The 14,582-nt window shown below is 61.9% G+C and carries 14 protein-coding genes; 10 read left to right on the top strand and 4 right to left on the bottom strand.

Annotation, left to right across the window (positions count from 1 at the left end):
• The first annotated feature begins 25 nt into the window (after positions 1 to 25).
• From J2Y41_RS16970 to J2Y41_RS16985, 4 genes are all read left to right on the top strand, one after another.
• Positions 26 to 403 carry a MarR family transcriptional regulator gene (locus tag J2Y41_RS16970; protein WP_309930186.1) on the top strand — a complete coding sequence of 126 codons (378 nt, stop codon included), beginning with the start codon at positions 26 to 28 and terminating at the stop codon, positions 401 to 403.
• A 197-nt stretch (positions 404 to 600) separates the two neighbouring features.
• Positions 601 to 2,157 carry a M23 family metallopeptidase gene (locus J2Y41_RS16975; RefSeq protein WP_309930188.1) on the top strand — a complete coding sequence of 519 codons (1,557 nt, stop codon included), beginning with the start codon at positions 601 to 603 and terminating at the stop codon, positions 2,155 to 2,157.
• Positions 2,158 to 2,257: 100 nt separating this feature from the next.
• Positions 2,258 to 2,740 (top strand): glutathione peroxidase, encoded by a 483-nt coding sequence (locus J2Y41_RS16980; RefSeq protein ID WP_309930193.1) that lies wholly within the window; start codon positions 2,258 to 2,260, stop codon positions 2,738 to 2,740.
• A gap of 140 nt (positions 2,741 to 2,880) precedes the next feature.
• Positions 2,881 to 3,834 carry a phosphodiesterase gene (locus J2Y41_RS16985; RefSeq protein ID WP_224166343.1) on the top strand — a complete coding sequence of 318 codons (954 nt, stop codon included), beginning with the start codon at positions 2,881 to 2,883 and terminating at the stop codon, positions 3,832 to 3,834.
• A 10-nt stretch (positions 3,835 to 3,844) separates the two neighbouring features.
• On the opposite strand, the gene J2Y41_RS16990 is transcribed toward J2Y41_RS16985, so the two are convergent.
• Complete coding sequence (locus J2Y41_RS16990) at positions 3,845 to 5,434, bottom strand: stealth family protein (protein WP_396133557.1); 1,590 nt, start codon at positions 5,432 to 5,434, stop codon at positions 3,845 to 3,847.
• A gap of 47 nt (positions 5,435 to 5,481) precedes the next feature.
• Positions 5,482 to 6,402, bottom strand: a complete 921-nt coding sequence (locus J2Y41_RS16995) for a hypothetical protein (RefSeq protein ID WP_224166344.1) — start codon at positions 6,400 to 6,402, stop codon at positions 5,482 to 5,484.
• Between the two features lie 136 nt (positions 6,403 to 6,538).
• Here J2Y41_RS16995 and J2Y41_RS17000 point away from each other — a divergent pair, with 136 nt between their 5' ends.
• Both J2Y41_RS17000 and J2Y41_RS17005 read left to right on the top strand, forming a co-directional pair.
• The gene (locus J2Y41_RS17000; RefSeq protein ID WP_062069994.1) at positions 6,539 to 6,838 is read left to right on the top strand and encodes a type II toxin-antitoxin system VapB family antitoxin; all 300 of its coding nucleotides are present in this window, start codon (positions 6,539 to 6,541) and stop codon (positions 6,836 to 6,838) included.
• Between the two features lie 22 nt (positions 6,839 to 6,860).
• Positions 6,861 to 7,505: a LytR C-terminal domain-containing protein gene (locus tag J2Y41_RS17005; RefSeq protein ID WP_224166345.1), complete on the top strand. Its 645-nt coding sequence runs from the start codon at positions 6,861 to 6,863 to the stop codon at positions 7,503 to 7,505.
• A gap of 16 nt (positions 7,506 to 7,521) precedes the next feature.
• On the opposite strand, the gene J2Y41_RS17010 is transcribed toward J2Y41_RS17005, so the two are convergent.
• A complete protein-coding gene (locus J2Y41_RS17010) occupies positions 7,522 to 8,193 on the bottom strand; it encodes a TetR/AcrR family transcriptional regulator (RefSeq protein ID WP_224166346.1) in 672 nt (223 codons plus the stop codon).
• Positions 8,194 to 8,376: 183 nt separating this feature from the next.
• Positions 8,377 to 9,789 carry an MFS transporter gene (locus J2Y41_RS17015; protein ID WP_224166347.1) on the bottom strand — a complete coding sequence of 471 codons (1,413 nt, stop codon included), beginning with the start codon at positions 9,787 to 9,789 and terminating at the stop codon, positions 8,377 to 8,379.
• Between the two features lie 532 nt (positions 9,790 to 10,321).
• On the opposite strand from J2Y41_RS17015, the gene J2Y41_RS17020 reads away from it, so the two are divergent.
• From J2Y41_RS17020 to J2Y41_RS17035, 4 genes are all read left to right on the top strand, one after another.
• Positions 10,322 to 10,873: a hypothetical protein gene (locus J2Y41_RS17020; RefSeq protein ID WP_224166348.1), complete on the top strand. Its 552-nt coding sequence runs from the start codon at positions 10,322 to 10,324 to the stop codon at positions 10,871 to 10,873.
• A gap of 209 nt (positions 10,874 to 11,082) precedes the next feature.
• Complete coding sequence (locus J2Y41_RS17025) at positions 11,083 to 12,081, top strand: LacI family DNA-binding transcriptional regulator (protein ID WP_224166349.1); 999 nt, start codon at positions 11,083 to 11,085, stop codon at positions 12,079 to 12,081.
• 182 nt (positions 12,082 to 12,263) lie between these two features.
• Positions 12,264 to 13,598: an extracellular solute-binding protein gene (locus J2Y41_RS17030; RefSeq protein ID WP_309930199.1), complete on the top strand. Its 1,335-nt coding sequence runs from the start codon at positions 12,264 to 12,266 to the stop codon at positions 13,596 to 13,598.
• Between the two features lie 35 nt (positions 13,599 to 13,633).
• Complete coding sequence (locus J2Y41_RS17035; RefSeq protein WP_224094187.1) at positions 13,634 to 14,581, top strand: carbohydrate ABC transporter permease; 948 nt, start codon at positions 13,634 to 13,636, stop codon at positions 14,579 to 14,581.
• Position 14,582 lies beyond the last annotated feature (1 nt).

A 14,582-nucleotide genomic window follows, 5' to 3' on the forward strand; every position in this document is an offset into this window, starting at 1 on the left:
AGGCGGGATGGACTAGAATCAGGGCATGGCAACGACGCGTGATCGCCAGCTTGTTGAGCAGTGGCGCAGCATTCAGGACTCCTACTTCCGTACCGCAGGAGCCATTGACCGCGCCCTGGAAGCCAAGTTCGACATCGGCCTGAATGAATTCGAAATTCTGGACCTCGTCGCTGAAAGCACGGACGCCGCTTGCCGTATGAAGGCCTTGGGGGAGCGCACGCCCATGACCCAAAGCGCTGTGTCCAAGGTGGTGGACAGGCTCGAAAAAGCAGGCCTGGTTTCCCGCCAAACGTGTGCCGATGATCGTCGCTCCCTGTATCTGGAGCTCACAGACGCCGGCCGCGCCCTGCATGAATCTGCTGCGGTGGAACACCGTGCACTGCTCGAGGAAAACCTCGGGTAGGGAGTCATCCCCGAACCTCAAGATCACTTGAGCAAAAACTGAGGAAACCCTGCGCTTTACTGGGGCCGGAAAGCCTTTATTTTCATATTGATTCCCGCAACAATGGTGCTTGCACGCCAGGCTGGGGTTTGGTGCCGCTGGCTTTGGGGAGTGTTCTTGTGGGCAAGCATAGTGAATCTGACCGATACGTAGACTTGGTGCGCACCGACGGTTTTCGTCGAATGCTCATCGCCGGAATCCTGGCAGCCGCAGCCTTTTTCGCTTTTGGTTTCCAACCCCTAAATTCCGTCTCTACCGGCTCTGTGGATGGTTCTGTGGCGCAGGGCGTCGTTGGACCTTTCTCGCTTGGCAGCCTTGTGCCGCCGGAAGCCGAAACCACAGTGATCGACACCATGCCCGAGCCGCCGACCCAAGAGGCCGGCACGCCCATGGTCTACTTCGACCGCGCACTTGTCCGGACCGTGGCCAAGGACGGATCATCCGGCCTGACCGTTGCTTCGTCCGGCTTGTCGCGTCCACCAGCCGGCAGCCTTTACGCGCCGCTTGAAGTCTTGAATCCGAGTTCTCCATACGGCTACCGCTACAGCCCCATCACTGGGCTGCCCGGCGAGTTCCACTGGGGCCAGGATTACGCCGCCGCATGCGGCACGCGCGTCTACGCCGCCGACGCCGGGGTTGTCAGGGCCGTCGGTTGGCACCTTTGGGGTGGCGGCAACCGTGTTGAAATCGAACACGGCAACGGCCTGGTCACAACCTACAACCACCTTCAAGCGATTGGTGTGACGCAGGGCCAGTCCGTGCGCGTCGGAGAAGTCATCGCCGAGGTAGGGACCACCGGATGGTCCACTGGGTGTCACCTGCACTTTGAGACGATCGTGAACGGCTTGCACACCAACCCCAACGGCTGGATCTATCTGCCCCTACGGCAGATCGATCCGCTGCAGAACATCACCATGGTTAACTACCAGCCTGGAGTTGGAACAGGCGTCTCTGCCTCGCCGCAGTGGGCCGTGCCGGTGTCGGATAGCACCAACCGGGCCGTCATCGGTGGCGACGACGAAGAGGCCGTTGCTCCGCCGGTGACCACACAGCCGAGCACTTCGGGCACTACGCCGCCCGCCACTTCGGGCACTACGCCGCCTGCCACGCAAACGCCACCATCCACGCAGACGCCACCGGCTACCTCGACGCCGACGCAGACTGTCACACCAACTCCTACGGCTACGGCAACGCCTACGGCTACAGCGACGCCAAGTCCGACGGCGACTTCCACACCGACGCCCACGGCAACATCCACAACGCCGACGTCCACCACAACGACGCCAGGCACGACGACTACAGCACCCAGCACGTCGCCTGCGGTCCCCAACACGGCCACCGCACCCGCCGTCGTCGAGCCCGTGGCGCCCGTCGCTTCAGCGGCACCCGCCGATCCGGCTCCTGCTCCGGTAGCCCCTGCGCCGGAACCCGTGGCTGTTGCGCCGGCACCCGTGGTGGTTGAGCCAGCGCCTGTGGTTGTCGCACCCGAGCCCGTGGTGGTTGCTCCCGCCCCGGTGGCGGTTACTCAAACCGTGGAGCCCGTGGCTCCCGTTCCGGCGGCTCCTGTTCCGGCGCCCAGCCCTGTGGCTGTGCTTCCATCAACGCCTCCGGCAGTGGTGCTTCCGCCTGGATATATCCTCGTTGGCCCGGACATGGTCCAGCGGCCGGACGGCGTAATCGTGCCGTTGTCTTCGCTCATCCTTCCCACGTCATAAGCCGGCGAGTGTAGGTACCCCTACGTTTCAGGGCTTGGGCAGCTCCCCGTAAGCTCGATCGCGGCAATCCCGCCAGACGACGTCGTCAGGAAGCGATCACATGAGAACTCTTTACAGCATTCCCCTCACCTTCAACGATGGCTCTGAAGCAGACTTCGGACGCTTTGAAGGAAAAGCCGTCCTGGTGGTGAATGTAGCTTCCAAATGCGGCTACACCCGCCAGTACGCCGGCCTTGAGGAGCTCTACGGAAAGTACCGCGAGGAGGGCCTTGAAGTCCTTGGCGTCCCTTGCAACCAATTCGGTGGCCAGGAGCCCGGAGCCGACGAGGAAATCGCCGAATTCTGCGAACGCAACTTTGGCGTCTCGTTCCCGCTCACCAGCAAGGCCAACGTGCTGGGTAAAGAGCAGCATCCGCTATTCGCCGAGCTGACCAGGGACGAGTCCGGGCAGCCGGTCAAGATCAAGTGGAACTTTGAGAAGTTCGTCATAAACCGTGACGGCGAGCTGGTTGCAAGGTTTCCCTCAAGCGTGGAACCTGACGCGCAGGAATTGGTTGACGCGCTTGAAAAGGCCTTGTCATAAGCATCAATACCTTCGAAGGGAGAAAGTAATTTTCCAACATTCCGCCGGCAGTTAGCCTGTTGTTGGCTTGTTGTCTGGTTGGATTGGCAGTACTGGAATGACACGGGGGACACCGTCTCCCACCAAACGCTAAGGCAGCTATGGAGCTCATCGAGGCCGAGTACCCCAAACCAGGTCATGTGCTTTTGCACTTGAGTGATCTTCACCTGGTGGCCGGCCCAGGCACGCTCCACGGTTCTGTGGACAGCGCTGCAAGGCTCCAGGAGATCTGCGATCAGATCATTGCCTCCAGGATCAAGCCAGAGGCCATCATTTTCACCGGAGACCTTGCGGACAAGGGCGAGTTCCAAGCCTACAAACGTCTCCGGGAAATGATTGAGCCGGTGTGCGATGCGCTCGGAGCGAAGGCCATTTGGGCGATGGGCAACCACGACAACCGCGCGAACTTCCGCTCGGCCTTCCTGGACGCCTCCGTAGCGAGCCGGCCGGAGGACCCTGTGGACCGCAGCTACTTCGTCAACGGGCTCCGGATCATTACCCTGGACACCACGGTCCCCGGATACCACTATGGCGAGTTGTCCGAATCGCAGCTTCAGTGGCTGGCAGCAGAGTTGGCCACCCCCGCCCCGGACGGCACTATCCTCGCCCTGCATCACCCGCCGGTCCCGTGCGTCCAGGACCTCGCAGTGTTGGTGGAGTTGCGCGGCCAAGCCGCCCTGGCCGCCGTCGTCCGCAATTCCGATGTCCGTACCATCCTGGCCGGTCATCTGCATTACTCCACGACAGCGGGCTTCGCCGGCATCCCGGTATCAGTCGCCTCGGCGACGTGCTACACGCAGGACCTCGGCGTGCGCGCCGGAGGACAGCGGGGCCGGGACGGTGCCCAGTCCTACAACATGGTCCACGTCTACGAACACACGATCGTGCATTCGGTGGTTCCCATGTCCGGTGGCGTAACTGTTGGCGAGCCGGTGGACGCTGCCGAAGTGCAGCGCCGCCTCTCGGAAGCCGGCATCCGGATTCCGAGCCGTTCGCGGCGGGTACCAGTCCCGGCGTCGCAGGAACTCGTCTCCCAGTCGAACAACCGGGACTGACCCAGGCTTTTTATTTCTCCCAGGGGGCTTTGACGGGGAAGTATTTCTCCAGGAAGTCGGTTACCAGCTCCGCACGTTCGTCCGCTTCAACCTCCGGGAAGCTGCCATCGTTGAGGCAGAAGAGATCCATGTGCCGTTTGGCCAGCAGCTTTGGAAGGTAGTGCAGTCCGGACCACTGCGTTGTATCGACGTAGCGGACCTTGGCGTTGGTCTGGGTTACGGCCTTGCCGGTGAGCAGCGCGTAGTAGTGGTAGAACGAGTTGGTTACTGAGATGTTGTCCGCAGCGCGGAAGCGGCTGGCCGCGGTCTTGGAGAACTCAGCCGGGAATTCGTGCTCCATCTGTGCCACCACGCTCCGGCGCAGGGGAGCGGCCGTGTGTTCCAGGTGCCTGGTGGTGATCCGTCCGAAGCGTTCCCACAGCAGCTTGCGGTTGACGCGTGCAGCGTTTTCGAAGCCACTGCGTTCGGCATCGTTCTCGCCGAGCCCAATCCGGGTGTCAGCCTCGATGAACTTGGTGATTCCGCCGGGCGTGAAGAACATGTCCGGGCCAACGGGCCTGCCGAAGAACATGTCGTCGTTGGAGTAGAGGAAGTGTTCGGACAATCCCTCGATGTGGTGCAGCTGGCACTCCACTGCTTGCGAGTTGTGGGTGGGCAGTACTGACGGATCGGCGAAGAACTCTTCGCTGCGCACGATCGTGACCGAGGGGTGGTCGGCAAGCCATGCCGGTGTGGGCGAATCGGTGGCAATGAAGATCCGGCGCACCCACGGTGCGAACATGTGGACCGAGCGCAGTGCATACTTCAGCTCGTTGATCTGCCGGAAGCGTGCCTCATGGTCATCGCCCTCGCCGAGGACAGCCCCGGCCTGCTGGGCGCGCCTCCTGGCGATGTATTCGGGGTCGCTGCCGTCCACCCACGAGAAGACGATGTCGATGTCGAAGTCGATGTCGCTGGCATGGTCCGCGAACATGTTCTCGATGGTCGGCCAAGTGAGGCCATGGCGCTGCACGGTACCGCGAACGGCGTCCTGGCGCAGCATGGTGCGCCGGGTCAGGGAATTCTCCACGGGGAGTTCAAGGTGGTCGCCTTCGAACCTCCACAGTTCCAACTGGACACCGAGGGCAGGGCCGTACCAAAGGCCGCCGCCGAGTTCCACCCTGGGCCGGTACAGGCGGAAGATCCGTGCTTTCCGGTTGGCCGAGAGTTCGCCGTCTGCAACCAGGACCGAGGTTTTCTTCTTGGCATCGACAGTCATGGAGTAGAACGGCTCATTGCGGAAGGCAGCAACCAGTGCCTCGCGAACGTCCTTGCGCGACTCCCAGTCGACGGCGATGACCGGCCTTTCGTCATTGCCACGCACCAGGATGAAGTCCACGCCGGCGGCGTCCAAAGCGGCGCGGATGGCCAGCAGGTCCGCAACCATTGCCTGTTGAGGCGTGAGGTCACCGTTAAGGAGGGCGTACCGCCCGCGGTGACGGACGACGTCGGACCTGTGCTTCAGGTGGGCAACGACGGCAGGTGAGACCGCCTCGGCGATCGCATCTTCCTCTACGGTGGGGCTGCCGTGGTAAATCGGATCGACCTGTGCTTGCGTGATGGCTTTTCTCCGTACTGTTGTGAGTCGTTTCTGGGGAATGCGGGAGTCTAGATGGCGAGGGCCTCGCGCCAGCTGCGCAGGAAGGCTCCGCCGGCGTCGTCGTGAATGACGTCGTCCGCCAGCTCGAGGTCGGCGGCGGTAAGAATGGTGTAAGGCTTCACCGGAACGCCGTCTGCGGGCCGGACGTCCACGTGCTTCACATCGTGGTCGTTGTGGTGAAGCCAGTCTGCCATGGCGTAGTCCGTACGGGAATCACCCACGGTGCGCCAGGAGAGCGGGGTGATTCCCTGCGCGGCCAACATTTCCACTGCCCGGCTGGCGCCAAGGTCCTTGCCCAAGCGGACGGATTCGATGTCCGTGGAAATAATGGTGGGGTCCAGGCGGTAGTCCACTGTGTCATCGGACTCCGGGGCGTGGTGGTCCAGGATGGCTGCGTTGAGGCCGTGGCGGCCCATGATGTTCAGGGCGTCTGCGTCGAAGAGTTTTTGCTCGGCCAGGTAATCTTCGCTGGCCACGTCAAGGTGCTGCTCAACGGAGACCATGGCGCGCTTGGTCTCATCGAAGAACATGTGCGCGGAGTAGTCCTCGGCGACGAGCCTGCGGATGTCATCCCCGTAGGCCTTGGGCACGGCGAGCTCGTGGTCCACGTGGATGGGTCCGGGGCCGGCAGCTGTGTAGCTGAACCAGACGGCGCCCTTCTCGCAGATGGCGTGGATGATGGTACCGGCCGGCATGCCGGCCTCGATCATCGGCCCCATGACCTGTTCGCTGATGAACGCGTCCGAGCGGCCCGTGTTGAAGATGACGGGGATGCCGGCCGAAGCCAGCGCCACGAGGTCCGCGATGATATCCGGCTTGACGTCGCGCGTTACAGGGCTGGCGATGGGGCCGTCGACGTCCAGCAGCAGCGCGAGGGCTGGGGCCGTGTGGGCAGCGGTCCGGTCGGTACCTTGGAGCGATTGAGTCATGCCCCTATTCTGTCAGTCCCCGAGGTGTGCATCACAGCTATGACGCCTGACGTCGGATAGTCACCGTTTGGCCACAACCTGCGTGTGCCGGGGGTCACAAGTTCCGTTAGCGCAGCATCTTCCATAGGCTTGCAGGGTGATCTTCAAAGCTGTGGGCGAGGGACGCCCGTACCCTGACCATGGATATTCCGCGCCGCGTGACTGGGCTGCCCTTCCACCGCGGCCCGTTCGCCTCGATGAACTTGTTACCACCAAGCGCACCCTGGATCTGGAGGCATTGCTCGCAGAAGATTCAACATTTTTTGGGGATTTGTTCCCGCACGTGGTCCAGTACCAGGGCGTGCTGTACCTCGAAGATGGGCTCCATCGGGCAGTCCGTACCGCGCTCCACCAGAGGACGGCCATTCACGCACGCGTATTGGTAATCGATGGCTAGGCAGGGCAAGCGTCCCAAAGATGTGACGCAGTTGCACGGGCACCATGTGGTGACCGGACCTGAGCTTCGCGCCACGTTCGCCGAGGACGCCCGTGCCCAACGCAGCCGCTTCCGGCGCCGCGTCTTCCACGCCATTGTCCTTGTCCTGCTGGTAGGCGTCATAGCAGCCGGAGCAGTTGGTGCCTGGGCCATCATGAATGGTGTCATCAGGATTCCCACGGCGATCGCCAGCAAAGCGCCAACCAGCCTGTGCCCCACCACTACATTCGACTACGTGCCGAACGAAACCGTGAACATCAACGTCTTCAATGCCACCTCGCGGGCAGGGCTGGCCAATACTGTCGCCGACGAGTTCACAGCACGGGGGTACAAGGTCCTTTCCGTGGACAACAGCGACACCGCGTACTCGGGAATCGGGGTGGTGGTCTCGGGAGTCAAGGGCCAGGCAGCCGCATTCAACGTCCAGCGGAATTTGGCCGGAACGGATTACTTCCAGGACAACCGCGAAGACGAATCAGTGGACGTGGTCCTCACCCGGGGCTTTCAGGGCTTGGTTGAACCGCAACTCGTGGACCAGACTCCAGGCAAACTCAGCTGTCCGCGCGAGGACCTGAGAATCGCGGACAACTCCCGGTGGCCGATCATCCCCACCCGCCCCGCGCAGTAGGTCGCAGGCCTGGTAGTTATAGCGTCAGTGCATCCAGGCGGACGGGCTTGCCCGCTTCGTCGAACTGCGCTCCCGCACCCAGTTGGATGAATCGAACCGTTTGCGCTGTCTGGGGCTCGACGTCGGAGGCTGGGGCAGGCGGGGGAGTCCCGCCGTCGGGCGTTCGGTTGCGTCGTGCTGCACTGGCAGACAGTGTGCCGTGAATGAGCCGCGCCAACTGGGCGACATCAGTGTCCGGGAGGTAGCCCTGCTGGACGCCGTCAGTGAGGATGTCCTGGAGGAGGACGTTGAGCTCGCCCACGTGGTCCGCGAGCTTCGCGAACGAGGCCGGGGAAAGAACGGCGGCCATCGCTGGGCCTGGCGGTAGGTGGCGGCGGCTGAGGTCCTCCACCTGGGCGCGGACGTAGAGGGCCAGCCTGTCCACTGGGTTTTCAAGGGCTGCCAGCGAATCCCGAAGGTCCACGATGAAGCGCTCGGTTTCATCCAGCGCGTACGCGATGAGCAACTGCTCCATGTCTGCGTAGTAGTTGTAAACGGCGGTGCGGCCAACGCCTGCGTGGCGCGCGACGTCGGTCATGGTGAGGCCGGGCAGCCCGTGGGTGAAGAGGAGTTCACCGAAGGCGGTCAGAATACGGCGTTGGGTCTCGGCGCGTTGGGCAGCGTTCGTGGCGGCCGTGATCCTGGGCATATAGACACTTTACAGTGATGTGTCACCAAGTCCTGCCAGCTTGTGTACGTGTATCCCGAACCTGGGGGCTGGGTCTGAATGGACGGTAGGCGTGCCTACAGCTGTGCTGTAGGCACGCCTACCCAACCAGGAAAAGAATGATGGCTCCTAGCTCCTGCTCCAGGTCACCGCGCAGTCCAGGTGTCAGTGGGAGAAGTCTGCTGAGATCTCCGCGAGGGTGCGCCCCTTGGTCTCAGGCGCGAGCCATTGCGAGAGGGCTGCGCCGAGTAATGCGACGGCGGCGGCTACGACCATGGTTGCGCCCATGCCGATGTTGGCGATCGCCCAGGGCAGGGCGAAGGTGCCGAGTGCGGCTCCGATGCGGCTGAAGGACGCGGCGAAGCCCATGCCGACGCCACGCAGGTGGCCGGGGAATACCTCGGCCGGATAGACCTGGGTCATTGTGGTGTAGCCGGCATTGAAGAAGGAGAAGGCGAGAAACAGGACGAGCACGAGGATTGCTGGTGCGTCCGCCCAGACTCCGATGACCAGCAGGATGCCCGCGCAGAGCCACTGCCCGGGCACAGTGAGGATTCGGCGACCGAGCTTGTCAATCAAAAGAACGCTGGTAACAACGCCCGCGACCGCAAGTGCGGACAGGCCGACTCCACCGGCCCAGCCGCCGCCGAAGCCGAATTGGTTGAGCACCTCGTCGGCGAAGGTCGCGATTGCGAAGTACGGAGTGACCGCGCAGAACCAAAAACCTGCAGTGAAGACGGTGGCGCGCCAGTTCTGCCTCGAGAACAGCATTCCGAAGGAGGCGTTCTTGATTTTGGTCCCGCTCTTCGCGGCTTCGGCCTCCTGGATCATCCTCAGATCCATCTCTCCGGTGATGCTGTCGTGCATCTGGGGCGATTCGACGTATCTGCGTGCGATCGCGAGTGCTTCCTGATGCCGGCCCTTCGTAATAAGCCAGCTCGGCGATTCGGGGAGGCCCATGCGGGCGAGGAACAGGACGAGTGCGAGTATCGTGCTCGTGCCGAGTACCAGGCGCCAGGGGGTGCCGGCGTCGTGCAGGAGCGTGCCGATGATGAATGCCATCATGAAACCGACGTACCAGGCGACCAAGGTCAGCCCGAGCAATCGCCCGCGGAGCTTCGGAGGGGAGAACTCTGATAGCAACGGCCCACCGATTGAGTATTCGCCACCGATGGCGACGCCCATGAGGAACCGGATGGCGGCAAGCTGGATCACGGCCCCGTCCCCGGAGGTTATGAAGAACTGGGCTGCTGAGGCGAACAGGAACAGGCCCATGTCCACGAGGAACATGGGTTTGCGTCCGAACTTGTCAGTAGCCCAGCCGGCCAGCGGGGAGCCGACGAAGATACCAACCAGCGGACCTGCGGCGATCATGCCCAGCGATAGTGCGTCGAGCTGGAGATCTGACCGCATGAGTCCGGTGACGGGGCCGATAATTCCGAGAATGTAGCCGTCGAGGAACATCCCGCCGATGAAGACCGCGACAAGCCGCACCATGAAGCGGCGTTTGAACTTGGAGCTGGTCTCTTTTGGTATGGGGGTGTCGACGGAGGCCGTCGTCCTGGTCGGATGGATCATTGAGATTTGTTCCCTTCTGGTTCAGCGCAGACCGCTGACGGCACCAGAGCGCCGTTGCTTAGATGCTCGGACAGCCGCAGCCCTTAGCGCCCGGTGGACGATACCGGCTGGCTCGATGCCAGCCGGTACGGCCGCAGGACGCGAGATGATTTCGGCGTCGTCATGTATCACTGCTCTTCGAGATGCATATGCCAAGGCCGTCGTTACCGGCACCCTCGCGCCGACCCATCGGGATCAAAACCTGGAATCGAGGTCGGCGACGTGTGACATATGACTCATATATCAGAAAACTCTAAGGGCGCGACCCGTCCCGGTCAAGAGCCTGAGAGGTTAATTCGTTGTATCCGTTAACTCACCGTGGTCTGCATGAATCCGGGGCAGGGTCCGGACCGCCGTCATACGAGTTGGGGGGGAGCGTAGCGGACCGCCTGCGGAGAATCTTTGCGGAGGACAGGGCCGTCATTGGGCCCCATTGACTGGGGTGGGTTCGGCGCGGCAGGCTGTGTTGACATCCAGGGCAAGGGGGAGCACGGTGAAGTACTCGCCGTACACGGTCACCGTGGTGGCTGTGCTCGGGTTCGCCCTCGCCTGGTGCCAGCCGGCCGCCGGGCCGCCCGCAGTGGGGTCGTCCGAATCCGTGCCAGGCCCGTCGTCGTCCGAGCTCGCGGCCATCATCCAGGCTGCGGTCGAGGATCGAAACGGCACAGTCCTCGACACTCCCCCCGCCCCGCGCCTTGCCGAGGGGCAGATGACGGCGGCCTACCGGTCCAAGCGCGACCGGGACCTCGAAGTGGTGGCTCGGTCAAAGGCCGGATTCAAGTCAATGGGCTTCTGGTACACGTCCTTTTCGACGAAGGTAACGGTGGAGTCGGTCGAGGTGACCGGTTCGGAGGCAAGCGTCCGGTTCAAGGAATTGACCGAGGAACACCAATCCTCGACAGCGAATGGGCCGACCAGCATCCCATCGGGCTACTCGCTGCCGCAGATCGCGGCATTCCGGATATCTGGGGACGGCTGGCAGCTGGACAGCATCGCCCCTACCGTGCATGGGGGCGGCCTACCGATGTCCGTCGTTGACGGATGAGAACTGCCCGCAGGCTGAACGCTGAGCGGGCGGCTGAAGGAGTGCCGCGTTTACCCGCACCAGTCATCCCCGAGCTGGCCATTTACGATGTGTGCTCATAGCAAATCGGTTGTGACCGTCGTTGGAACCCGCCCGTCCCCGGCGCATGAGGTATACGCAGACTCGCGTAACATCGTGTGAACCGGACACTAAATTCATGAGGGGGACTGTTGCGGGCAACGGTCAAGGATGTGGCGCGCCGCGCGGGAGTATCGCCGAAAACCGTCTCGAACGTCATGAACGGAATCGTGCCGGTCAGCGCTCCAACGCGGCTCAGGGTTGAGCAAGCAATGCAGGAGCTCGACTACGTGCCCAACCTTTCTGCGCGCGGACTCCGCAACGGCCGCTCGGGTGTAATCGCGCTGGCCTTGCCGGATCTGGCCACCCCGTTCTCGGCTGAGATAGCCCAGAACATTGTGGAAGTAGCCCATGAGCAGGGCTGGAGCGTCCAGATCGAGGAAACAGGTTCGGATCCGCAGCGCGAGCATGAGCTGATGACCCGAGCGCGCTCCAACCTCATTGACGGCCTGATTCTCAACCCTGTGGTGCTGGATGAAAGTGCCGTGAAGGTTGGGGTGGCTTTGCCTCCTGTGGTCCTGTTGGGCGAAGTGACCCAGGAGCTTGCGGACCGGGTTTACGTGGACAGTTTCGCGGCGGCGCGCGATATGACGCTTGCCCTGGCCAAGCCCGGACGCCGGCGCATCGCCGTGCTGGGTATCAACAAGACCAGGCAGTCTGCCACCTCGATCCAACGGAGACAGGGTTACGAGGCTGCGCTTGCGGAGTTGGGGATTCCGCTGGATGAATCCTTGCTGATCTCCTGCGGTCAATGGACTCCTGGCTCCGCCGCCGAATCCCTGATGCATTACCTGGAATCCAACCCGCTGCCTGAGGCGTTGTTCTGCTTCACGGATTCGCTGGCCATTGGCGCCCTCAATGCGCTGTGGAAAAAGGGCGTCCGTGTTCCTGACGATATAGCGGTGGCTGGTTTCGACGACGTCATGGATGGGCGCTACGCGGTTCCCTCCCTGACCACGGTGTCTTTCGATAAACGAACCATCGCCACCGAAGCCCTGCGCCTCCTCACCGAGCGAATGGCGGACAGGGGCCAGGGGCAACGTGTTGTCACCGTTGACTACAGCATTGTGGAGCGGGACAGCAGCCGCTGAAGAGGCCTTCAACATTAAACTGTTCGCGCTAACAATTTTCTCTTGCCTCCCCTATTACAACGATGTAATGTGAGAGCCGCGTCACCCCCGGGCCACCCTTTACCCGGCAGTGGGGATGCACCGAAGCCGGATTTTGCGCAGCAGTTGTGTCCTTTTCAGCCACCCTTCCAAAGGAGTTACGGGTGAAGCAGTTTGAATCATTGACCGGGAAACAGTTGACCCGGAGACAGTTATTGACTGGATCGGCCCTCCTCGGCGGCGGGCTTCTGGCCACCAGCCTCACAGGCTGTGGAGGCGCGGCCCAAGCCGGCGAAGTCAGGGAGATCGGCTTCTGGCATCTCTTGTCCGGCGGCGACGGTACCAAGATGCAAGCGATGATCGCCAATGCCAACCAAGCCAATCCCGGTTTCAAGGTGCACCCCACCGTGTTGGCATGGGGCCCGCCCTATTACACCAAGCTGGCCATGGCATCTGCCGGGGGCCGGCCTCCAGAGGTAGCCATTATGCACGCCAGCCGAGTTCCCGGATATGCCCCGGGCGGCCTCATTGAGCCCTGGGATCTGGGGCTGCTCGCGGAGAATGGCATCACGCCGGAGAACTTCGCGCCGCGCATCTGGGAAAAGGGCCAGCAAGACGGAAAGGTCTTCTCCCTGGCGCTGGACTCGCACCCGTTCATCATGTTCTATAACACGGACATAGCCGGCAAAGCGGGTCTCCTGGAAAGCAACGGCCTCTTGCAGGAGGTGAATTCACCGGACGCATTCAAGGCCATGGCACTGGAGATGCAAAAAGTCACCAAGGCCCACGGTCTTTCCCTTGGATACCTGAACCTCGGCGCGCAGATGTGGCGGCTGTTCTACACCCTGTACAAGCAGCACGGCGCGGAAATTGTGCTGACTCCCGGCCAACCCATGCAGGCTGATCGGGACGCTGCCATAGAGTCACTGGAATTCATGGCCTCCCTCTTTGATGACACCATCGCAGCCAAGGGCAATGACATCAATACCGGCATCGCAGAGTTTGTCCGGGGCGACTCGGGAATGGTCTTCAGCGGCGGCTGGGAACTACCCACCATGAAGAAAGCGAAACTGCCTGTCGACGCTGCCACCATCCCCACCCTTTACGGGACACCGGCTTCCTACGCCGACTCGCATTCCTTCGTCCTTCCGCGGCAACTCGTGGTGGATGAAGAGAAGCGTAAAGACGCATATAAGTTCGTCAGCGACATCCTCAAGGGTTCGCTGTTATGGGCTGAGGCAGGCCACATCCCGGCATACCAGCCTGTGGTTCAATCGCCGGCCTACGGGGAGCTCACGCCCCAGATCCACTACGCCAACGCGGCGGACATCATCAACTACGATCCCGAGGCCTGGTTCAGCGGATCCGGCTCGGACTGGCAAAACTATTTTGCCGAGTACATCCAGAACGTACTTCTGGGACGCACCAAAGCAGCTGAGGGGTGGGACGGCTTCGTGGCCCGCACCAACGACCTTCTATCCCGGCCCAATCCGGTCTGACCGGCACAGCACACCGAGCGACAAAGGAGTCCTTCATGAGTTCCTCTACACTGTCCCGGCAGACCAGCCAACCACGGACAACACGCAGCCCAGGCATCAAGGCCGGGCTATCTCTCCGAAGAAGCCGGGACACCCTGAACGGGTGGGCATTCGCAGCGCCCTTCCTGATTTTCTTCCTCGTATTCCTCATTTGGCCTATTCTGTACGGCTTTTACATGAGTCTCACGGGCAAATCCCTGACAGGCGCCAACGACACCCTCATCGGATTTTCCAACTACGCCGAAGCCTTTGCCGATGCCGGGATGTGGCGTTCACTGGGCAACACGTTGTACTTCACAGTCATCAGCACGGTTCCCCTGGTGCTGATTGCGTTGGTGATGGCGGCCCTCTTGAACATCGGCCTTCCAGCCCAGTGGCTGTGGCGGCTCTCCTACTTTGCGCCGTTCCTGCTGGCATCCACAGTTGTGTCGCTGTTCTTTGTCTGGATGTACAACCCGCAGCTCGGCCTGATCAACGATTTCCTGTCAAAGTTCGGCATAGCAAAAGTGGGGTGGCTCAACGATCCCAATGTGGCCATGTGGTCAATCGTGATCGCGACACTCTGGTGGACTGTTGGCTTCAACTTCCTGCTCTACCTGGCGGCAATGCAGAACATCCCCGTCCAGCACTATGAAGCAGCGTCATTGGACGGCGCAGGCGCTTGGCGGCAATTCTTCTCCATCACGATGCCGCAGCTCACGCCCACAACCGTGATGATTGTGTTGCTCCAGATCCTGGCTTCCCTGAAAGTCTTTGACCAGATTTACCAGATGACAGGCGGGGGTCCGGGCGGATCTACCCGTCCCGTGGTCCAGTACATCTTCGAAACCGGGTTCACCGGATACAGGCTGGGATATTCCGCAGCTATCTCCTACATCTTCTTCGGACTGATCGTGCTGGTTTCCGCGCTGCAGTTCGTCATCACCCGCCGCAGGAGCGTATAGC

This window comes from Arthrobacter sp. 1088, assembly GCF_031455315.1.
In the GTDB taxonomy this organism is placed as follows: domain Bacteria; phylum Actinomycetota; class Actinomycetes; order Actinomycetales; family Micrococcaceae; genus Arthrobacter.

Excerpts from the sequence above, each read along its gene's own strand:
- J2Y41_RS16980 (WP_309930193.1), top strand. The coding sequence starts at position 2,258 with ATGAGAACTCTTTACAGCATTCCCCTCACCTTCAACGATGGCTCTGAA.
- J2Y41_RS16995 (WP_224166344.1), bottom strand. The coding sequence starts at position 6,402 with ATGACTCAATCGCTCCAAGGTACCGACCGGACCGCTGCCCACACGGCC.
- J2Y41_RS17010 (WP_224166346.1), bottom strand. The coding sequence starts at position 8,193 with ATGCCCAGGATCACGGCCGCCACGAACGCTGCCCAACGCGCCGAGACC.
- J2Y41_RS16985 (WP_224166343.1), top strand. The coding sequence starts at position 2,881 with ATGGAGCTCATCGAGGCCGAGTACCCCAAACCAGGTCATGTGCTTTTG.
- J2Y41_RS16970 (WP_309930186.1), top strand. The coding sequence starts at position 26 with ATGGCAACGACGCGTGATCGCCAGCTTGTTGAGCAGTGGCGCAGCATT.
- J2Y41_RS17015 (WP_224166347.1), bottom strand. The coding sequence starts at position 9,789 with ATGATCCATCCGACCAGGACGACGGCCTCCGTCGACACCCCCATACCA.
- J2Y41_RS17035 (WP_224094187.1), top strand. The coding sequence starts at position 13,634 with ATGAGTTCCTCTACACTGTCCCGGCAGACCAGCCAACCACGGACAACA.